We start from the raw sequence: 18,039 nt of genomic DNA on the forward strand, positions 1-18,039 counted from the left end.
ATGTCTATAGAGTTGCTGAAGAAATTAACAGGCGAAGAAGATACTCAGCTTCTCATGTTGCTCCAAACGAGGGCTACAAATCTTATCTTGTCAGAGACGAATCGCACATCTTTGACACCTGCTTTAAGTCTTTTAATCACTGAGGTTGCTATTGAGCTCCACAACCGCTCAGGAGCGGAAGGAGAGCATTCTAGGACTGAAGGTGGAATAGCAGTAGTCTACGGAGAAAACGGCCTGTCTACGGGTCTTTTACAGCGTATCCGCATGCACAGACTAGCAAGGGTGGCAGGCCATGTTTTTGAAGCAGAGTAGGCTGAAACCTTATCCAATGCGACGGTTTGAAAAGACTGTCACAGAAGAAGGTGTCGCAAAAGAAGGATATGCCAAGGAAGCTGAGACAGTCCGCCTTGAATTGTGGCCAGCTAGTAGCAAGCTACAATCTGAATTGTATGGTGAGCGTGTCAACGACATTTTGAACGCAAATGCCAACAAGTCAGCGACTATCAAAGTAAAAGATGGTGTGTGTATCGATAGCCAGACGGAAGTGACTCACAGGGTTATTTCTAAAAAGGTCTACACATATCATCAAGTTTTGGAGTTAGAACGTGTCAGAGCTACTAGGGGCAGATAGGCTTATAGCTAAATGTAGACGGTTAGCTAGTAAAAAAACTGGCGAGGATATCGTCTTACGTGCGGTACACAATGCTACTATAAAGGTTGTCCAAGCTGATGCAAGAAGACTCGTACCAGTGAATGATGGAGAACTTATAACTAGTATCAAAACCAGAGCAAAAATGGACGGAGATAGGGCTATAGGCGAAGTTTACACCAATCTTAAATACGCTCCTTACGTTGAGTTTGGAACGGGACCTAAGGGTCAGGCTAGCCATTCTGGTATCTCTCCAGAGGTCAGCGTGACTTACAAGTCTAATCCTTGGTATGTGCATGAAGACCAAATCAATGTAGGATCTTACCATTTTCAAAAAATTGGGGAGTTCTACAAGATGTATGGTCAACCTGCCCAGCCTTATCTTTATCCAGCTTTGAGAGACAATCAAGAGCGTGTGTCTAAGAATATTTCGAATTATGTCCGTAGAAAGATAAGAGAACAAATATAATGATTAATATCAAGCCTGTTATTTATAAAGAATTGCAAAAGGTCGCAGATAATGTGACCGATACATACCCTAGCGATTGGGAGACTTTCCCAGTCGTTATTTTTTTGGAAGAACAGAACAAGCCAGGTGAATGGTTCGATGACCAGGAACAAAAATCTTCCATCCGCTATAAGGTGGATATCTTTGATGATACCAGCACTAGTGAGTTAGCTGTTAAAATCAATCAGATTTTTGAGTCTTTAGGTCTGAGAAGAACAGACTGCCAAGATGTACCAGATCCGTCTCATTTGAGACATAAGGTCATGCGTTTTGAAGGTGTCGTTGACTTACATTCAGAGCTTGTTTTTCAATTTAGAATGGAGAATTAAACATGTTAGCAAATGGAATTACGCTATCTTATGGCGAAGCTAAAGGAACTTATACTAAGCTTGTTGGATTGAAAGAAGTACCAGAGTTTGGTATTGAACCTGAAAAAGTAGAGAACACTACTCTTGAAGATAAAGTAAAAATGTATGAGTTTGGTATCGGGGACGCAGGGGAATTGGAATACAAATTCTCTTACAAGAACGATAGCGAAACTGCACCTTATCGTGTATTACGTAAAGCGGCAGACAATAAGAAAAAACTCTTCTTTGAACAAGCTTACCCAGACGGTACTAAAGTTCGTTTTGAAGGTCAAGTATCTGTAAAACTTGGCGGAGGCGGTGTCAATGCCGTTATCGAGTTCACACTTAAGATTGCCTTGCAGTCAGATTTGGAATTTACAGATGGTTTAGGAGGTTAATTAAATGGCGTTACCTTACTCAATTTGGAAGATTAGCGATGAGAAAGAGTTGAAACTACGACTTTCATCTCATCAAGCAGCAAAAGTTGAAGAAAAAATCGGTATGAACTTACTAAAAATCTTCATGCCTGAAGCTGGCGAAGAGTTTCCTTTGCCTCCTTTGAAAGTTGTATTGCTTTTGATTCATGGAGCTTTGCAGAAGTATGAGAATGGGTATTCTCTTGAGGATGTCTATGATCTATACGATGAATACGTGGATAACGGTGGAGACCAAACAACCTTCATGACAGAGGTTTTAATGCCACTCTTTGAAGTATCGGGTTTTACTCCACGAGGAAGCAAGGACAAGAAAACTTCCAACAAGAAGAAAATGACAGTAGTCGAGTAATCTTAACGGTAACGCAGATTATTGAGAGGCTTTACCCTATGTTTTTGGACATCGGAGGTAAGCCTCTTGATTTTTGGGATTTAACGGTACTTGAAATCAGGGAAATGATTGAAAGCTACAACCGTGTCAAAATCCAAGAGCGTAAGGAAAAGATTATTGATTCTTATAGACTTTCGCAGATGATATCCAATCATGTTTCTTTATTGTTATCCAAGGATGCCAAGGTCTTTGAGTTCTGGGAATATGCGCCTGAGTTGTTTGTAGAAGAACAACAAGCGGTAGAACAGGAACGACAGAGACAAGCGCTTTTGTTGCATAAGGAACGGATGCGTGATTTTGCAGAAAGACATAATCGAAAAAGGAAGGAGGAAGTGAATGGCAACTCTTGATGAATTGAAAGTCATGATTGACGCTGAGATAGCGCCTTTCAGGAAGAAGATGAAAGAAGTCGAGAATCAGGTCAAAGGAACATCTGACCAAGTGAAGAATGCCACTGCCAAAGTTCGTGAACAGTCGAACTCAATCGGTAGTGCGTTTGGCAAGCTAGCTAAGTTTGCTGGTTTTGCAATTCTTGGTAAGAAAATGCTTGATGTTGGGATGTATTCAGCGCAGACTGCTCTTGAAGTATCAGCGTCTATGAACCAAATCAAGCGCCAGATGGGCGAGAGTTCGCAATCTTTCTTAAAATGGGTTAGCGATAACGCCAACGCTATGAATATGGGTGTGGGTGAGGCGACCAACTATGGTGCAGTCTACTCAAACCTATTTTCTGGGTTTATCAAAGATACCAACAAGCTAAGCGCCTATACTGCTAAGATGTTGCAGACATCGGCAGTTATTGCAGAAGGTTCAGGGCGTAGTATCACTGATGTTATGGAGCGGATTCGCTCAGGTTTGCTAGGGAACACCGAAGCGATTGAAGACCTAGGAATCAATGTCAATGTAGCTATGATTGAGTCCACAGAAGCCTTTAAGAAGTTTGCGAACGGACAAAGTTGGCAACAGTTAGACTATCAGACACAGCAACAAATCCGTCTGATGGCCATTTTGGAACAGGCCACAGCTAAGTATGGAGATACCTTATCCAACTCAGTTAACGGTAGTATCAGCTTGTTTAAATCACTGATGAAAGATAGTGCATTGAACCTTGGTAACTCTATGTTGCCGATTATCAATGCGATTATGCCAGTATTGAACTCTTTTGCCATGGTCTTGAAGAACGTGACTGCTAAACTCGCTGAGTTTATTGCTTTGATGTTCAACAAGAAAGCCACAGTAAAAGATGGTGTCGGCGTAGCAGTTGGAGACATGGGTAACGCCATGAAGGATGCTGCAGGAGGTGCAGGAGACCTTGCCGACGCAGTGGACGACGCTGGAGATTCAGCAGGAGGACTTGCTGACAACCTCGGAGACTCAGCCAAAAACGCTAAGAAGGCTGCTAAAGAATTGCTTGGTCTAATGGGATTTGATGAGATTAACATCTTGCAAAAACCAAAAGACGACGATGCAGGTGGTTCTGGAGGCGGTGGCGGTGGCAAAGGTGGTAAAGGAAAGGGAGGCGGTGGCGGACCTTTTAAAGACATCTTGCCAGAAGTCGAGTTGACCGACATGGGCAACCAATTCAAGAGCATTTTTGACGGTCTTGGAGATAAGCTGAAAGGGTTGTTTGACCTCTTCAAAAAAGGTTTTGATGCAGCGTTTAGACCAGAAGGTATAGAACGCATTAAGACCGCCTTAGACCAGATAGCTAAGACGCTTGGAGAAATTGCTACTGACCCAAGGGTTGTGAATGCCTTTAACCGTATGGCTGAAAAAATCGCTTATGCTTTAGGGCAAGTGACAGGATCAATAGCCACTATCGGTTTGGGTATTGGTGTTTTCCTTGCCGAAAGTATTGCAAATGGTCTCGGAAGGCAAAAGGAACGTATTATCAGGGCGTTAGTCGCTTTGTTTGATAATATTGGTAACATTGCAGAGGCAGTAGGAAATATCGCTCAGGCTTTTTCTAGTGCTTTCTACGACGTCATTACATCAACTGGTGCAGTTCGTATTGGTAGCGCTATTGTGTCAACGTTTTTAAGTTTGAGTTCAAAAGCTGTCGAGATTGGAAGCAAGCTTGGTGGTGATTTATTCAAAGGCTTAGAGCGAATTGTGAGAGATAACGCTCCGAAATTATCAAATTCCTTGCAGGGAGCATTGGATGCGATTGCTCCAGTATTTGAAACGATAGAGCAAGCAGTGAACCGTTTTGGGGATGCGTTTAGTCGTGTATATGATGAGCATGTTAGTCCGTTTATAACGACTCTTTCTAGCGGTATTTCTCAAATCGTATCAGTCTTTCTAGATAGTTTCGACAACAATGTTACTCCAGCATTACAAAGATTTTCAGATGGCTTTGAAGATGTATACAATAACCATATCGGACCAGCGATTGATTCTTTGAGTCAAGCTTTTGGAGGATTGGTTGATGTTCTCAAACAAGTCTGGGAAGATAATATGCAGCCTTTTGCTGAGTTCTTAGCCGATACATTCGGTATCAGCATTGGTGGAGTTGCCGATGTACTAGGTGGAGCTATTTTAGAGGCTTTAAAAATTCTAGCTGATACAGTGAAAATCGTTAGCGATGCTTTCGTTGCTTTTTCTGATTGGTGTAAGGATAATCGAGAGATAGTTTCAGCTATGGCCACCGCAATTGGTCTGGTATCAACAGCTTGGGAAGGAATTAAATTCATGTCTTGGGCTGAGCAGGCAGGTGGTCTTGCAGCAGGAATCGGTAAATTAAGCGGAGCTTTCACTGATTTAGTTGGCGCTGTAAAAGGCTTGACAGTCGACAAGATCAAGGACTTTGCAGAAAGCGTGTATTTAAATACCTTATATGCGAAAGACTTTGCAGTCAATTCTGGTAAATTGATTGTAGAGCTAGGAAAAACTGCTCTAGAACTTGGTAAATCAGCACTAGCTTGGGGTGTTCATGCGGCGCAAATGGGACTTGCAGCAGCGGCAGAAATTGCTCAATCGATTGCTGCAGGAGTCGCAGCAGCTGCAACATGGGCACTTAATGGAGCTATTGCAGTCTTGACCAGTCCGATAACTTTAGTTATTGCCGCAATCGCAGCCTTGATTGCTATCGGCGTATTGCTCTACCAAAACTGGGACACTGTTGTTGAGTTCGCTAAAACTGCATGGCAAGGACTATGTGATTTTATCAGTGGTATTTGTCAAGCAATTGGAGAATTTTTCAGCGGTTTATGGACGAAGCTTCAAGAAATCTTTGAGCCAATAGGCCAATGGTTTAGCGAGAAGTTCCAGCAAGCGTGGGATGCCATTGTTAACATCTTCTCTGGTGTCGGAGAGTGGTTCTCTGGTGTATTCCAAGGAGCATGGGACGCTATCGTTAATATCTTCACACCGATCGGCTCATGGTTTGGACAACGTTGGGCGGATGTGACTAGTGCTTTGGCTAATATCGGGGCATGGTTTACGGACATGTTCCAAAAAGCATGGACTGGTCTAACAAACATCTTTAGCAAACTAGGTTCTTGGTTTGGTGAAAGATGGAACGATGTTACAAGTGCGCTTTCCAAAGTAGCAAGCTGGTTTGAAGAAATCTTCGGAAAAGCTTTTGACGCTGTTAAAAATGCCTTTAGTTCTATCGGAGACTTCTTTAAAGGCGTTTGGGAAACTGTAAAAAGTATCTTCGTAAACGCTGGTCAGATGGTCGGAGAGGCAGTAGGTGGTGCGTTTAAGGGTGCTGTTAATGCGGTTCTTGACACTATTGAGAATGTGGTTAATGGATTTATCGGCATGATCAATGGTGTTTTAGATGTTGTCAGAAACTTGCCTGGTCTAGGATGGATTGGAAGTGTAAGCACAGTTAGCCTTCCTCGTCTTGCCCGTGGTGGTATCGTTGATAGTCCAACTATTGCCATGATTGGTGAAGCAGGTAAAGAGGCGGTCGTACCACTTGAAAATACAGGTTTTATCCAAACGCTTGGACGAGTTGTCAGCAGTGCGGTAGTAAATGCCATGGCTGGTGTCGGTCCACAAGGTGGATTTTCTGGCGACGGCGACATTGTTATCCAAATCGCAGGTCATGAGTTCGGACGGGTAGCCATCCAAGAAATCAACAAGGAACATGAACGAGCAGGTCAAACCTTGCTCAAGATTTAGGAGGTTAAATGGCACAATTGATAATCAATGGGGTGGCTGTGAAGCCTCCCAAATCTTTTCAGGTCGGTATTCAAGATATCGATGGAGAAACAGGGCGTAATGCTAATGGCGACATGGTGCGTGACCGTATCACGACTAAGCGCAAACTAGACTGTGAGTGGGGCATGCTGACTCAGGAAGAAATGAGTCAGCTTTTAAATGCCGTGTCAGCAGTCTTTTTTGAGGTTTCCTACCCTGATCCTGTTAAAGGTCAGACGACTGGGACTTTCTACGTCGGTGATAGGACAGCTCCTAGCTATACCTTCACTGAGAAGTTCAAACCGTGGTCTGGCGCTAAATTTAATCTGGTAGAGAGGTAAGAAAATGGACGCTTTAACCAGAAGACAATTTGACAGAGCCATGTTTGCCAAGGACAGGACGCTGGCTATTCGTGTTGGAGATTATGCTTCACGGGATATCAAAGAGGCTAGCTTTGAGTATGGCTACATCAAAGGCGATACATACAAGCCCGGCGGAACGTGTGCAGGTAGCGGTAAGATTACCTTTACCAGCATCATTACCACGTTCAATAAGCTGGATATCCTACACCCTGAGATTGGTCTACTGGTTGGGGATACCTACCAGTGGGTCAAGATGGGGGAATACTTCATCAACGATATTGAGATTGACAGAAACCGAAACACAACCACGCTGGAGCTTATGGACGGTATGTTTAAGCTCAATCGTGAGTATGTGACGGACTTGCATTTTCCAGCTGAGGTACGAGAGGTTATTCAGGAAATCTGCCTAAAAACAGGCATTGAGTTAGCGAATGACTATTTCGGAATCAGCGCTATGCGTTACCATGTTGAGCAAGTACCTGAGGGCAAGAAGCTGTCCTTCAGGGATATGCTGAGTGCTATGACGCAGATGATTGGGATGTCTTGCTTCTTTAACAGAGAAGGTAAGATGGAAATCCGTGATTTGACCGAGTCCAACATCACGATCAACGCTGACAGTTACTTCCTACATGGTTTAACCAAGAGTGAGATTGAGTATCAGATAGCTGGTATCACTTGTAAGACAGATAAGAAGTCTCTGACAGTCGGTATGAAGACAGGTCGGTCTTTGGAACTGGATAATGTCTTTATGACTCAGAGCGCTTTAAATGACCTGTATTACAAACTGAAAAACCTGACTTACTATCCGTATAATCTCAACTACCAAGGCCATTTACTGCTGGAGGTTGGGCAATGGGTAACCATTCAGACGAATAAGAAAGAAACCTTTAAAGTTCCTGTCTTAAGTCAGAGCTTTACTTTCAAAGGTGGTCTGAGAGGTCGTATCAGTGCAGACAGTAAGGCTGGGAATGATACCCAGTATTCTTATGAGGGTACGATTACCAAGCAGATAAAGCAACAAGATGGCATTGAAGCCAAAATCCAAGCGCAGATAGAAGCAGCAGACGCAGCCTTTGAAGCTGAGTTCGAGAAACGTAAAAAAGCGATAGATGATGCTATCGAAAAATACAAAGCAAATGCTGAAGAATTCGGTGCTAAAATCCATGAGGAAATGGAGAAAGAGCGTCCTGAGTTCGTGAAGCGTATTCGTGAGGAGCTGATGAGCGGTGCGGACTCTATCGCTGAACTCAGTAAGAAATTAGAGCAGGTCAGTGAGACTGCAAGGGTCAACGCTAGCTTAATTGGTGGTGACGGCACTACCCAGTACAATAAGAACCGTCTCAACGGTGGCACAGCCAAGAAAATCAGTTATGGAACGGATTTCGTGGAGGTTGGTCACAATGGAGACGGTTTTGAGGTTGGTAAGCAGTACGTCATTAGTTGGTCAGCAACCTGCACGCCATACGGGAAAACTGATGTGACTGTGGTAGTCAATAAGAATCCGTTTTATGGCGGACACGTTCATCTTGCGCCTGCTAATACGGTCATGCCAGCGATAGATAAAGACCTTGTCCAGAAAGAAGAGAAGGTCTTAGCAGTCTACTATGGTTCCTATCGTCTGACTTTCTCAGGCGACTGGTATCAGAATGTAGAGCAGTCTGTGACGGTTGACAATCAGACAAGACGGATTGAACTAGCGCCAGTCTATAAGACGGTAGCTGACGGGCAGAATGCAAGATATGAGGGAAGTTGGAGCGAGAATCCAACTTTTATTTTTAACGGAGGTAGAACATGACAGAGACAATCCCGATAAGGGTACAGCACAAGCGCATGTCAGCACGAGACTGGGCAAGTAGCACTCTGGTCTTACTCGATGGCGAGTTAGGCGTTGAGAGTGATACTGGTAAGGTCAAGGTCGGGAATGGCCGTGACCGATTCTCAGCCCTGCAATATCTGACTGGTCCGAAAGGTGACCGTGGAGAACGTGGGGAAACAGGACCACGAGGTGCCGACGGTGTCATGCGATTCGAGAACCTGACAACCCAACAGAGAGAGGGGCTGAAAGGCGCACAAGGTCCACAGGGTGCTAGAGGTCCTGCAGGACCAACCGGCCCAGCAGGCGCAGTAGGACCGAGAGGCCCAGAAGGTCAACGAGGACCCCAAGGAAATGCGGGTCCAGCAGGAGCGCCTGGACAGAACATCATCAACCAAAATGGCGGGCAACCGATGAAGTATTGGTCTGGTACAAGGTCTCAATATGACGCGATTCCTAACAAGGATAGTAATACCATCTATGACATTTATAGCAATTCGTAGGAGGTAGTATGGCTAGAGAAGGAATTTATATTGGTAACAAGGAAATTACTCAGCGTTATGTAGGAACTCGGCTGGTTTGGGAAAAAAGAATACGAGTTTTAGAACTTTTTTCAAAATTTGTTATTGCGTCTCCAAGTTACGGAGAAAATGTAATGAATATCTATGATTATAGATTTGGTTTCAGTAACTATTCTATTGACGAAGTTCGTTTCATCGGTAAAACTGAATCAAATGTTATTCCAGTAACACTAGAACGAGGCTATAGTAACAACCACATTAAAGCCCGTTTTAGAACTACCGAAGATTTTGAGAAAGCAAAAAGTTTATTTAACTCATCAAACGGAGAAACTTATATGAGCTTCTATTCTACATGGAGGTAACACATGGATATTACCATTCAAAACGTTCGTTCGCCTGCTCTTGAGCACAACGGACGATATTACAAGGTCTTTCAGCCACGGACACGAGATGAACTGCTGAAGCTTCATCATATGGGCTGTGTGGGTGACACGGTGCTGACGGATATCCAGCTGGAGCAGGGGGATTTCCCGACGAGTTTCGTGGAGCCTACTATAACGCAACGTACCTTGTCAGGTCTCTTCAAGGATATGCGTTCTATTGAAATAGAACTGAAAGACCCAAACAGTACTCTTTGGGGTAAAATCCAGCAGAACAACCAAGGGGCGCTGACTCAGTTCTTTGATACGAATGTCAAGAGTGCCATCGCTCAGACTGCTAGAGAAATCAGACAGGAAGTGCGAGACGCAGCTAATAGTGCGAGAGTTCAAGTGACATCAGAAGGTGTGACCATTGGCTCTACTACTTTAACTGGCGAGCAGTTAGCCTCTACCATTTCCGCAAGTCCAAGAGGTGTTGATATCATCGCCCCACACGTTCGTGTACAGTCCGACATGTTGGTAGATGGTGCGGTAACTGCTAGGAAGATGGCAGCCGGCTCTGTCACTGCTGAACATATCCAAGCTGGTGCGATTACTGGCGATAAAATCAGCGTAGACGATGCCCTGATTCGAAGCCTGACCGCTAGAGATGCCTTGATTGACAAGCTGACATCCAAGCAAATTTTTACAACCAAGATTGAATCAGTCGTGTCTAGCTCAACCTTCCTACAAGCCTATCAAGGCGAAATTGGAGGTTTCACCTTGGGTCAGTTTGACAACGGAGGTGGTCGCTGGATTTCTGGAGTGAACCAATTCTCGGTTGGAATGGGAAATGGTGCTGGTTATGGTACCAAGACAGCCTTTTGGGCGAATTGGGGCGATAACTGGAACCAAGCAGGACCGAACTCTTGGCATGTAGATACAGATGGGCAGATGTATTGTAAGAATACAGTTAGCTTCTATGGTAAAGTTGACTTTTCTGGCTCTACAAACGTTAACTTCTACAGTAAGATTAATGCTACCAAAGGTATCTGGACAGGAAATGCAGATATTTACGGTGCTGGGTCAAATCCAGCTGGAGGAGAGAATGCCGTCGTCTGGTGGAATCAAATCACTACAGCAAAATGGAGAGGCTATGCAGGTATCACTTCGAGTTCAGATAGGCGCTTGAAAGAAAATATTAAAGAGAGTCCAGTTAATGCCTTGAATAAAATCCAAGCATTGAACATGGTCTCTTTTGATTTCATCGAGAGCCAGAAATACGAAGAGGTTGGTTTGATTGCGCAGGAAGCACAGAAGGTAGTACCTGAAGCAATTGAAACAGATGAAGTGACATCTTATCTGTCTATCAACTATTCAAAATTTGTACCCTACTTGCTGAAAGCAATCCAAGAACTAGACCAGAAAATCAAAGAAATGGAGAAACTACATGGATAATCACACAATCGACAAGCTAGTCGCTGAGTCGCTCGTCAACCGTTTGGCAGAAGGCGAATTGGGGCGTGCGCATTTAGATGCACACTATACGTTGGCTTTGGCTGAATTACAGGCCTTTAAAGCGGTGCTGGAATATGACCCAGCCCTCAAAGAACTGTTTGAAGAAACGCAAGATAAAATGAAAGGAAGCAACTAATGACTTATAAATTAACAGGAAGCCCTATTCTAAAAGGGGAAAAGAATGTCACAATCGTAACGATTGAGAAAGAAGAACCTGGACGCTACAGCTACGAGCGTGTGGAGTTGCCAGGCAACCGCACGAATGATAATGAAGAGGTGCTGATTCAAGCGGTTTTAGATTTTATTAGAACGGAACTTGATCCGACAAATGCCATCGTTACTGCTCAAGCTAAACTAGAGCAGACTTTGGCTAAATTGGAACAGGCTGAGCAGAAACTGGCTGAGACAGAAACTAAGCAGACGGCTACAGACCAAGCTGTTAAGCACAATCAAGAAGAAACTGACCGCTATGGGAAAATTATCCATGCGGTCGTTTTAAATGCCGTAGCAGGCAAGACAATTGCTTATGGAACCAACTACAAGGAATTGGTTGAACTCATTCCACTTGCTGAAGTTGGGAAACAGTACATGGCACACGACTTGATTACTATCGAAGACCCAGCGCACGTTGAAGTGGACGGAGAAGGTAAGCGTATCTTGGTTCAGTTGAACAAGGAATTTACTTACAATGGTGAACCAGTTAGCGACTTTGTCCGAAACGGTCGTCTTGAAATGGATGGGACAGGCGCAGCATGGAAGTACGAGCCTAAAGGATAGAGGTGCTTTATGGCAGAATTTGAACGTTTAATTGTCCAAATTTTCCTCTCTCTGATTCCTGTCATCGGACTTTATTTCTCAATGAAAGACCGAGCGACCAAACAAGAAAATCGTCTCACGGTTTTAGAAAAGGACATCGAGAATCTGAATGAATTTAAAAGATCTGCAAACAAACGGCTAGATAACCATGACGAACAGAACAAGGCTATCTTAGTTCTTGCGGAACAAGTTAAGTCGTTAGGTGAAGATGTCAGAGAGTTGAAAACGTTGATTCAGAGCAAAAGCTAAGAAAGGGGCGCAGAATGGTCTGTAATCTCAATACGACCAATCTTGCTCAAGTGGATGGTGGTTACCTCATCAAGCAGGGTGATGTGGCTTCTACCTTTGGATTTGTCCTTTTAGACGAAGATTATCGAGCCGTCCTCTCTCTTGATGGGGAGGTGGCGGTCGTTAGTCTGACAATGGGCAAGTACCAATGGAAGAAGAGGGTAACTGTCACGAACTCAAGCGTGAATTTTAATCTGGACACTATCTTGCCAATCGGGAAATACCGCTTAGAGATTAGCGCTGGAGGGTATATTTTCCCCAGTGACAAAGAAACACATATCAAGATAGTGGCCTCAGATAAGGAATTGGTTACGGAAGATGTCTACACTTTGAAGGAGCTAGACATCGAAAAAGAAGTAAAAAAACAGCTTGCAGAACGACCTGCAAGCGAAGGTGGAGCATGTCCGGATTTCCCTGACTTGCTCTTTTATTATAATTTAGGAAAGGTTTAACAACATGGACACAACAAAATTAACAGCATTCGCACAAGCAGTCGGAGCAGATATCAAGGAAGTGAAGCAAAGTGTCAGCACTAAAGTAGAAACTTCAGCAATGACGCAAGCTATTTCACAGGCAGTCACTCAAGCTAAATCAGAAGTCAAAGCTGAAATCTTGGGTGAGTCTGTTCCTGAAAATCTTGATACGCTGAAAGAAATTGCGGATAAAATCACGAACATGGGTCAGGATGAAAACGGCGCACTTCTCGGCAAAGTAACCGAAGTCAGCGGACGTGTAGACCAGATTGCCAATCTTGATTTAGTAGCGACATATAATCAAGCGAAAGCGTGAAGCCTATGAATAACCTTGAAAATCTAGCAACAGCTATTGGTAGGGATATCAAGGGCATTAAAGAGGATTCCGCAGTAAAAAATAGCGAGATTAAGCAACGACTTAGCACGCTTGAGAATAAACGAGACAATGACAATCAGACTCTTAGTTTGAGTGGCAATCGTTTAAGTCTGACGAATGGTGGCTCTGTCGAGCTACCTTCTTCAGATGTTCCTGTTCATCGTATCGCTAAAGGGGATATCCCTGGTGGTGGCGTAGGTGTTAACGCTACAATCAGAACAGACGATATTATGAACCCTGATGGCATCAAGGTAGGCGATATTGTAGAAGATTTCTGGAATGGTTCTACAAGTACCAATCAAGGTTTTTGGAAGGTCACGAGAGTTTCAGGCACAAATGTATCTGTTCAAGGAATTGGTTCAAGAGAATTGTCAGATAGCGATTTGAAACGACGTGTAGAGGCTCTAGAAAATCGACCATCATTCGACACACTGACACCGACTCAACGGGATAGCTTGAGGGGTGAAAACGGCCACAGCTTAAATGCAACTGTCCGCATTGAAGGGAGTTATCGAAATGGTTCTACTAGCCAGCTAAATTTATTCGCAGATGTATTTTATGATGGAGAGAAGCTCACGAGTGGCTATACTCTTGATTATTATTACCGTGGTTTCGGAAATAATAATTGGGGAGTGTTGAGAAATCAGACAGCTGACTCAGCCGGAAAATTCGGAGCATGGAGCGCCACTCAGCGCTCTGGTGGTTGGTTCGAAGTCCGCATTGAAGTGAATTACAGAGGTCTAAAAGCCTCTGCTTTCACTCGCTTGGATAATGTCAATGATGGCGAACGAGGTGCAACGGGGGCGCCTGGACAAAACATCATCAATCAACAGGGGCAACAAGCACTCAAGTATTGGGCAGGAACACAAGCACAATACGATGCTATCGCCACCAAGGACCCTAACACAATTTACGACATTTTTAAGTAGGTGACACTATGAGAGATAGAGTAAGAATCATGTTAGGTAATCGAGAGATTGCCAAAAGGTACATTGGCAGTAGGTTGGTGTGGGAGTTAGACCCGCTACAAAAAATCACAATTCTTGGTGTTGGAACAAAATTATATGGTAGATTCATTGCGCTCCGTGTTAATGATCATTCTTCAGAATTTAACAGCAAACTTATTAAAAAAATTCATATAGTTGGTGCAAAATCGTTTATAACCATACCTTCAAACTCCCAAACACCACAATTAATAGGAAGTACAATGTACATCAATAATATCAACGAAGATATTAAGAGATATTTCTCTGACAACGGGGCGAGTAGTAGCGATTTCAAACCTATGAATATTATATTTTTTGTTGAATAGAAAGGAAAAACACATGACACAATTTAATGAATTGATTATTGCTTTTGCTACAGGATTTTTAACTGTAGCAGTAGGAAACATTGTAAAAGCAGTGAAAGAGTATCTTTTGCGTAAAGGCGGAGAAAAAGCGGTAAAAATCGCTGAAATCGTAGCCAAAAATGCAGTACACGCAGTAGAGCAGGTAGCTCAGGAAACAGGCTATAAGGGTGATGAAAAGCTAGAACAAGCTAAAGTACATATGCTTGCAGAACTTAAAAAGTACAATGTCACTATGACGGATAAAGAACTTGAAGTGTTTGTTGAGTCAGCCGTGAAGCAGATGAATGACGCTTGGAGAGGACAGTAATCATGGATATTGATACAAGCAGACTACGCACGGATTTGCCGATTGTTGGATTTGAGCCTTTCCGTCAGGTTCACGCCCACTCAACAGGCAACCGCAACTCAACTGCTCAAAATGAGGCGGACTACCACTACAGAAAGGACCCTGGACTTGGGTTCTTTTCTCATGTCGTTGGTAACGGTCGTGTTATGCAGGTAGGTCCTGTAAACAAGGGAATGTGGGATGTTGGGGGCGGTTGGAATGCTGAGACCTATGCAGCAGTTGAATTGATTGAAAGCCATTCAACTAAAGAAGAGTTCATGACAGACTATCGCCTTTATATCGAATTGCTACGAAACCTAGCAGATGAAGCAGGTTTGCCGAAAACTCTTGATACAGACGACTTGGAAGGTATCAAAACGCATGAATACTGTACCAATAACCAGCCGGATAACAGTAGCGACCACGTTGACCCGTATCCTTATCTTGCGAAATGGGGTGTTAGCCGTGAACAGTTTAAGCGAGACATTGAGAACGGGTTAGGCTCTGAAACAGGCTGGCAGAAGAATGACACGGGCTACTGGTACGTATACTCAGATGGAAGCTATCCAAAAGACAAATTTGAGAAGATTGACGGAACCTGGTATTACTTCGACGGTTCAGGCTACATGCTTGCAGACCGTTGGAAGAAGCACTCAGACGGCAACTGGTACTGGTTTGATAACTCAGGAGAAATGGCGACAGGTTGGAAGAAAATCGCTGAGAAGTGGTACTATTTCAATGTAGAAGGTGCTATGAAGACGGGTTGGGTCAAGTACAGGGACACATGGTACTACCTTGATAGCAAGGACGGAAACATGGTATCTAATGAATTCGTCAGAGCAGGTCAAGGCTGGTACTACATCAAGGAAGACGGAACAATGGCAGATAAGCCAGAGTTCACAGTAGAGCCGGATGGCTTGATTACGACAAAATAAAATGTGATATAATAGTTGTGAGATAACGAAAGACATTTGAGGGTAGAAAGGTTCCTGCCGCACCTTGTAAAAGGTATCTGAGATGCTGGGTACACCGACCAGCCAAGTGTCTGTTATTTCAAAGAAGGAGCTTAAATGCTCCATTTTTATTTAAAATTTCAAAAAAATAAAATGAAAGGAAAACTTTTCTAAAATGTTTATCTACCGCAGGCTTAGGCTTGCGGTTTTTTTGTTGCTATTTTGGAACTATCGTAGTATAATTTAAACAGGTTGTATTTTAGTTCTCGAACAGTGAGAATAAGGTTTAACCGCACACAACCTTTTTTAGAAGGTGGCGCCTGATTCGGGCGCATTTTTTTGTTTACGAAAAAAATATTTTAAAAAAGTCGAAGAAAAGTGTTGACAATATATAACAAATGTTATATACTATACTTGTAAGATAAATAAACAAAAAAACGGAGGAACTTACAATGAAAAACGGACACATGATTCTTGGACAACGCTGGACAAACGCGATTCGTAACGAAGCTGGAACATTATCTAAAATGTCCAATCTTTCTAAGAAGATAGTCGAATTTCCTGACAACAACTTGCAAGAGATTCACGAAGCACTTTATGGATTACTATATGCAGGATATGATATCAGCAATATGCGTGAAGTGGAAGAACTTGCTAAATATGTTGATGTGAAGAAATCACACGAAAAATTGCTCGATGTTACAAGAGAAGATATCGAATTATATCACAGACTTTTCGTAGCAAGATTTGGAAAATAACAATAAAAATACCCCCTCAAAAAATGAGGGGGTTGTAAGATAAAATGGCTGACAGAGTAATCAGCCTTAGAAAGAGTATATCATGAAAGTAGATACAAAGCAAATTGAATGGTTATTGAAAAATGCCAGCGGTTACCAGATCTCAAAAATGAGCGGTGTCGCCCAACCTACAATTTCAGCTCTAGTGAAAGGGAAAAGAAAGGTCGAGAACCTCACAATCGAGACTGGCCACAAATTAACCGAACTTGCAAACCAAATGCAGGAAACGTCTTAAAAGCCAATTCCAAGGCTTTTTTTATTTTCTTTAAAAGTGCTTTCTAAAATAAAAAAACTTTAAATTTCTTTGTGTTTTCTATTGACAATATATAACAAATGTTATATACTATACTTGTAAGATAAATAAAACAAAAAAGAGGAAAACAAAGATGAAAAAAGTAGCTTATGACAAATCAGGAATCATGAAAGAAGCTTGGGAAATGTTTACACGTAACTATCAAATTTGTGACTTCGAATATGCAGATTTTTCAGGTCGTGAATACTTTGAATATGCTTCATTTGCTGACTGCTTGAAGGAAGCTTGGGCACACGAAAAAGAAGTTGTTGAACGTGTTAACCAAAAATATGCTGATGCTGAAACATCTGAGGAAGCAAAAGCTTGGGATTGGGCTTGCAAGAAATTGGGTGTTGCGTTTGAAATGGACGCTTACACAAAAATGACAAATGTTGATAATATGGGAAAAGAAGCTTGGCCAGGAACTAGCGTGTGGTCACTAGCTATGCGTGCGGTAAAATTGCACATGGAAGTAGCATAAAAGGTAAGATATGGCAAAAGATGACTTAACAAACCAACATTTCGGTCGTCTGACCGTTCTTGGCGATGTTGGAAAAAGAACTGGACGAGGAAGAGTTCTCTGGCATTGTCTTTGTGAGTGCGGAACAGTTACTTTCGTTCGAGGAGACCACTTAAAAAACGGTTCAATAACTTCTTGCGGTTGCTTGAACGAAGAGAAAAAGCAAGAGCGATATAAAGATTTGACTGACACAGAGACAGATAATTTTAAAATCGTTGATAGAGCGTACTCAAAAAATCAACGTGTCTACTGGAATTGCATTTGCAAGCATTGCGGAAATCACATCGAATTGCAAAGTAATCAGATAGAGCGAAATTCAAGTTGTGGTTGCAAGCAAAAACGCAGTACAAAAGAGCGAATGGCTGAAATCAGTGACCCTGAATCTTTAAAGACCAATAAACCAACAGCTAAAAGCACCACTGGCGTTCGAGGTGTCTACTACAATAAGCGTAAGAAGAGGTATGTTGCGTATATCAACGTTGATAAAAAATCAAAATATTTAGGTAGTAGCGTAGACTTGAAAAAAGCAGCAGCTATCAGACGCAATGCAGAAATTGACTATGGATATAAGCGGGAATGGTAACAATTATCACGGTTTTATATTTTGCAAAAACAAGCATTTTGAACGATTAGAAAGCAAAATTACAATCCTATTGTTCAAAAAAACGAGGGGCAAAAAGGGGGCATAAGGTGTAAACTTTTGTATTTTTACGGTAAAAAATATATGTAGTTTACAACGCATAAACGCTTATTTTAAGCCTCTTTTGACCCATGTATTTTTATTTATATAGTGCTTC

Annotated in this window: 25 protein-coding genes and 1 pseudogene; all 26 read left to right on the plus strand. The window is 42.7% G+C overall.

What is annotated here, in order from left to right; all coding sequences use genetic code 11:
• The 26 genes and pseudogenes from WKI23_RS07530 to WKI23_RS07660 all read left to right on the plus strand — a co-directional run bounded on the left by WKI23_RS07530 (position 1) and on the right by WKI23_RS07660 (position 17,825).
• Positions 1-312: a phage head-tail connector protein gene (locus WKI23_RS07530; protein ID WP_368079483.1), complete on the plus strand. Its 312-nt coding sequence runs from the start codon at positions 1-3 to the stop codon at positions 310-312.
• Complete coding sequence (locus WKI23_RS07535) at positions 293-631, plus strand: hypothetical protein (protein WP_050125325.1); 339 nt, start codon at positions 293-295, stop codon at positions 629-631. The genes WKI23_RS07530 and WKI23_RS07535 overlap by 20 nt, the downstream gene beginning before the upstream one ends.
• Complete coding sequence (locus tag WKI23_RS07540) at positions 606-1,118, plus strand: HK97-gp10 family putative phage morphogenesis protein (RefSeq protein WP_368079484.1); 513 nt, start codon at positions 606-608, stop codon at positions 1,116-1,118. Before WKI23_RS07535 ends, WKI23_RS07540 begins: the two co-directional genes overlap by 26 nt.
• The gene (locus WKI23_RS07545; protein WP_050242960.1) at positions 1,118-1,486 is read left to right on the plus strand and encodes a hypothetical protein; all 369 of its coding nucleotides are present in this window, start codon (positions 1,118-1,120) and stop codon (positions 1,484-1,486) included. Before WKI23_RS07540 ends, WKI23_RS07545 begins: the two co-directional genes overlap by 1 nt.
• Before the next feature lie 2 nt (positions 1,487-1,488).
• The gene (locus WKI23_RS07550) at positions 1,489-1,902 is read left to right on the plus strand and encodes a phage tail tube protein (protein ID WP_153192975.1); all 414 of its coding nucleotides are present in this window, start codon (positions 1,489-1,491) and stop codon (positions 1,900-1,902) included.
• Positions 1,903-1,906: 4 nt separating this feature from the next.
• Complete coding sequence (locus tag WKI23_RS07555) at positions 1,907-2,290, plus strand: DUF6096 family protein (RefSeq protein ID WP_368079485.1); 384 nt, start codon at positions 1,907-1,909, stop codon at positions 2,288-2,290.
• Positions 2,291-2,328: 38 nt separating this feature from the next.
• Positions 2,329-2,679, plus strand: a complete 351-nt coding sequence (locus WKI23_RS07560; protein ID WP_023396435.1) for a hypothetical protein — start codon at positions 2,329-2,331, stop codon at positions 2,677-2,679.
• The gene (locus WKI23_RS07565) at positions 2,666-6,460 is read left to right on the plus strand and encodes a hypothetical protein (protein ID WP_368079486.1); all 3,795 of its coding nucleotides are present in this window, start codon (positions 2,666-2,668) and stop codon (positions 6,458-6,460) included. Before WKI23_RS07560 ends, WKI23_RS07565 begins: the two co-directional genes overlap by 14 nt.
• 8 nt (positions 6,461-6,468) lie before the next feature.
• Positions 6,469-6,819 (plus strand): DUF6711 family protein, encoded by a 351-nt coding sequence (locus tag WKI23_RS07570; RefSeq protein WP_050242966.1) that lies wholly within the window; start codon positions 6,469-6,471, stop codon positions 6,817-6,819.
• A 4-nt stretch (positions 6,820-6,823) separates the two neighbouring features.
• Positions 6,824-7,987 (plus strand): annotated as a pseudogene (locus tag WKI23_RS07575) (tail fiber domain-containing protein); the annotation flags it as partial.
• A gap of 644 nt (positions 7,988-8,631) precedes the next feature.
• A complete protein-coding gene (locus WKI23_RS07580) occupies positions 8,632-9,156 on the plus strand; it encodes a phage upper tail fiber protein (protein WP_368079487.1) in 525 nt (174 codons plus the stop codon).
• 8 nt (positions 9,157-9,164) lie between these two features.
• On the plus strand, positions 9,165-9,536 hold the full coding sequence (locus WKI23_RS07585) for a hypothetical protein (RefSeq protein WP_368079488.1): 372 nt from the start codon (positions 9,165-9,167) through the stop codon (positions 9,534-9,536).
• Between the two features lie 3 nt (positions 9,537-9,539).
• The gene (locus tag WKI23_RS09425; protein ID WP_440215337.1) at positions 9,540-10,991 is read left to right on the plus strand and encodes a gp58-like family protein; all 1,452 of its coding nucleotides are present in this window, start codon (positions 9,540-9,542) and stop codon (positions 10,989-10,991) included.
• Positions 10,984-11,187 (plus strand): hypothetical protein, encoded by a 204-nt coding sequence (locus WKI23_RS07600; protein WP_368079489.1) that lies wholly within the window; start codon positions 10,984-10,986, stop codon positions 11,185-11,187. Before WKI23_RS09425 ends, WKI23_RS07600 begins: the two co-directional genes overlap by 8 nt.
• Positions 11,187-11,828 (plus strand): hypothetical protein, encoded by a 642-nt coding sequence (locus WKI23_RS07605; protein ID WP_368079490.1) that lies wholly within the window; start codon positions 11,187-11,189, stop codon positions 11,826-11,828. Before WKI23_RS07600 ends, WKI23_RS07605 begins: the two co-directional genes overlap by 1 nt.
• A gap of 9 nt (positions 11,829-11,837) precedes the next feature.
• The gene (locus WKI23_RS07610) at positions 11,838-12,116 is read left to right on the plus strand and encodes a DUF7365 family protein (protein WP_000807223.1); all 279 of its coding nucleotides are present in this window, start codon (positions 11,838-11,840) and stop codon (positions 12,114-12,116) included.
• Positions 12,117-12,130: 14 nt separating this feature from the next.
• Positions 12,131-12,607 (plus strand): hypothetical protein, encoded by a 477-nt coding sequence (locus WKI23_RS07615; protein ID WP_368079491.1) that lies wholly within the window; start codon positions 12,131-12,133, stop codon positions 12,605-12,607.
• Between the two features lie 4 nt (positions 12,608-12,611).
• Positions 12,612-12,944, plus strand: coding sequence for a hypothetical protein (locus WKI23_RS07620; protein ID WP_368079492.1), 333 nt, complete (start codon positions 12,612-12,614; stop codon positions 12,942-12,944).
• Positions 12,945-12,949: 5 nt separating this feature from the next.
• On the plus strand, positions 12,950-13,933 hold the full coding sequence (locus WKI23_RS07625) for a phage upper tail fiber protein (protein ID WP_368079493.1): 984 nt from the start codon (positions 12,950-12,952) through the stop codon (positions 13,931-13,933).
• An 8-nt stretch (positions 13,934-13,941) separates the two neighbouring features.
• Entirely contained in the window at positions 13,942-14,316 is a 375-nt protein-coding gene (locus tag WKI23_RS07630; RefSeq protein ID WP_368079494.1) for a hypothetical protein, read from the plus strand.
• A 13-nt stretch (positions 14,317-14,329) separates the two neighbouring features.
• The gene (locus tag WKI23_RS07635) at positions 14,330-14,662 is read left to right on the plus strand and encodes a phage holin (RefSeq protein WP_368079495.1); all 333 of its coding nucleotides are present in this window, start codon (positions 14,330-14,332) and stop codon (positions 14,660-14,662) included.
• A 2-nt stretch (positions 14,663-14,664) separates the two neighbouring features.
• Entirely contained in the window at positions 14,665-15,615 is a 951-nt protein-coding gene (locus tag WKI23_RS07640) for an N-acetylmuramoyl-L-alanine amidase family protein (protein ID WP_368079496.1), read from the plus strand.
• A gap of 470 nt (positions 15,616-16,085) precedes the next feature.
• Positions 16,086-16,391 (plus strand): hypothetical protein, encoded by a 306-nt coding sequence (locus WKI23_RS07645; protein ID WP_368079497.1) that lies wholly within the window; start codon positions 16,086-16,088, stop codon positions 16,389-16,391.
• A gap of 82 nt (positions 16,392-16,473) precedes the next feature.
• Positions 16,474-16,665 carry an XRE family transcriptional regulator gene (locus WKI23_RS07650; protein WP_368079498.1) on the plus strand — a complete coding sequence of 64 codons (192 nt, stop codon included), beginning with the start codon at positions 16,474-16,476 and terminating at the stop codon, positions 16,663-16,665.
• A 151-nt stretch (positions 16,666-16,816) separates the two neighbouring features.
• Positions 16,817-17,203, plus strand: a complete 387-nt coding sequence (gene acrIIA3 / locus WKI23_RS07655; RefSeq protein WP_368079499.1) for an anti-CRISPR protein AcrIIA3 — start codon at positions 16,817-16,819, stop codon at positions 17,201-17,203.
• Between the two features lie 10 nt (positions 17,204-17,213).
• Positions 17,214-17,825, plus strand: a complete 612-nt coding sequence (locus WKI23_RS07660; protein ID WP_368079500.1) for an AP2 domain-containing protein — start codon at positions 17,214-17,216, stop codon at positions 17,823-17,825.
• The last annotated feature ends 214 nt before the right edge of the window (positions 17,826-18,039 follow it).

It is taken from the genome of Streptococcus pseudopneumoniae (assembly GCF_038148955.1).
GTDB classification, from domain to species: Bacteria; Bacillota; Bacilli; order Lactobacillales; family Streptococcaceae; genus Streptococcus; species Streptococcus pseudopneumoniae_T.

What these genes read in the sequence shown, in the direction of transcription:
- WKI23_RS07530 (WP_368079483.1), top strand. Translation starts at nt 1, where the DNA reads ATGTCTATAGAGTTGCTGAAGAAATTAACAGGCGAAGAAGATACTCAG.
- WKI23_RS07535 (WP_050125325.1), top strand. Translation starts at nt 293, where the DNA reads ATGTTTTTGAAGCAGAGTAGGCTGAAACCTTATCCAATGCGACGGTTT.
- WKI23_RS07545 (WP_050242960.1), top strand. Translation starts at nt 1,118, where the DNA reads ATGATTAATATCAAGCCTGTTATTTATAAAGAATTGCAAAAGGTCGCA.
- WKI23_RS07550 (WP_153192975.1), top strand. Translation starts at nt 1,489, where the DNA reads ATGTTAGCAAATGGAATTACGCTATCTTATGGCGAAGCTAAAGGAACT.
- WKI23_RS07555 (WP_368079485.1), top strand. Translation starts at nt 1,907, where the DNA reads ATGGCGTTACCTTACTCAATTTGGAAGATTAGCGATGAGAAAGAGTTG.
- WKI23_RS07560 (WP_023396435.1), top strand. Translation starts at nt 2,329, where the DNA reads ATGTTTTTGGACATCGGAGGTAAGCCTCTTGATTTTTGGGATTTAACG.
- WKI23_RS07565 (WP_368079486.1), top strand. Translation starts at nt 2,666, where the DNA reads ATGGCAACTCTTGATGAATTGAAAGTCATGATTGACGCTGAGATAGCG.
- WKI23_RS07570 (WP_050242966.1), top strand. Translation starts at nt 6,469, where the DNA reads ATGGCACAATTGATAATCAATGGGGTGGCTGTGAAGCCTCCCAAATCT.
- WKI23_RS07580 (WP_368079487.1), top strand. Translation starts at nt 8,632, where the DNA reads ATGACAGAGACAATCCCGATAAGGGTACAGCACAAGCGCATGTCAGCA.
- WKI23_RS07585 (WP_368079488.1), top strand. Translation starts at nt 9,165, where the DNA reads ATGGCTAGAGAAGGAATTTATATTGGTAACAAGGAAATTACTCAGCGT.
- WKI23_RS09425 (WP_440215337.1), top strand. Translation starts at nt 9,540, where the DNA reads ATGGATATTACCATTCAAAACGTTCGTTCGCCTGCTCTTGAGCACAAC.
- WKI23_RS07600 (WP_368079489.1), top strand. Translation starts at nt 10,984, where the DNA reads ATGGATAATCACACAATCGACAAGCTAGTCGCTGAGTCGCTCGTCAAC.
- WKI23_RS07605 (WP_368079490.1), top strand. Translation starts at nt 11,187, where the DNA reads ATGACTTATAAATTAACAGGAAGCCCTATTCTAAAAGGGGAAAAGAAT.
- WKI23_RS07610 (WP_000807223.1), top strand. Translation starts at nt 11,838, where the DNA reads ATGGCAGAATTTGAACGTTTAATTGTCCAAATTTTCCTCTCTCTGATT.
- WKI23_RS07615 (WP_368079491.1), top strand. Translation starts at nt 12,131, where the DNA reads ATGGTCTGTAATCTCAATACGACCAATCTTGCTCAAGTGGATGGTGGT.
- WKI23_RS07620 (WP_368079492.1), top strand. Translation starts at nt 12,612, where the DNA reads ATGGACACAACAAAATTAACAGCATTCGCACAAGCAGTCGGAGCAGAT.
- WKI23_RS07625 (WP_368079493.1), top strand. Translation starts at nt 12,950, where the DNA reads ATGAATAACCTTGAAAATCTAGCAACAGCTATTGGTAGGGATATCAAG.
- WKI23_RS07630 (WP_368079494.1), top strand. Translation starts at nt 13,942, where the DNA reads ATGAGAGATAGAGTAAGAATCATGTTAGGTAATCGAGAGATTGCCAAA.
- WKI23_RS07635 (WP_368079495.1), top strand. Translation starts at nt 14,330, where the DNA reads ATGACACAATTTAATGAATTGATTATTGCTTTTGCTACAGGATTTTTA.
- WKI23_RS07640 (WP_368079496.1), top strand. Translation starts at nt 14,665, where the DNA reads ATGGATATTGATACAAGCAGACTACGCACGGATTTGCCGATTGTTGGA.
- WKI23_RS07645 (WP_368079497.1), top strand. Translation starts at nt 16,086, where the DNA reads ATGAAAAACGGACACATGATTCTTGGACAACGCTGGACAAACGCGATT.
- WKI23_RS07650 (WP_368079498.1), top strand. Translation starts at nt 16,474, where the DNA reads ATGAAAGTAGATACAAAGCAAATTGAATGGTTATTGAAAAATGCCAGC.
- acrIIA3 (WP_368079499.1), top strand. Translation starts at nt 16,817, where the DNA reads ATGAAAAAAGTAGCTTATGACAAATCAGGAATCATGAAAGAAGCTTGG.
- WKI23_RS07660 (WP_368079500.1), top strand. Translation starts at nt 17,214, where the DNA reads ATGGCAAAAGATGACTTAACAAACCAACATTTCGGTCGTCTGACCGTT.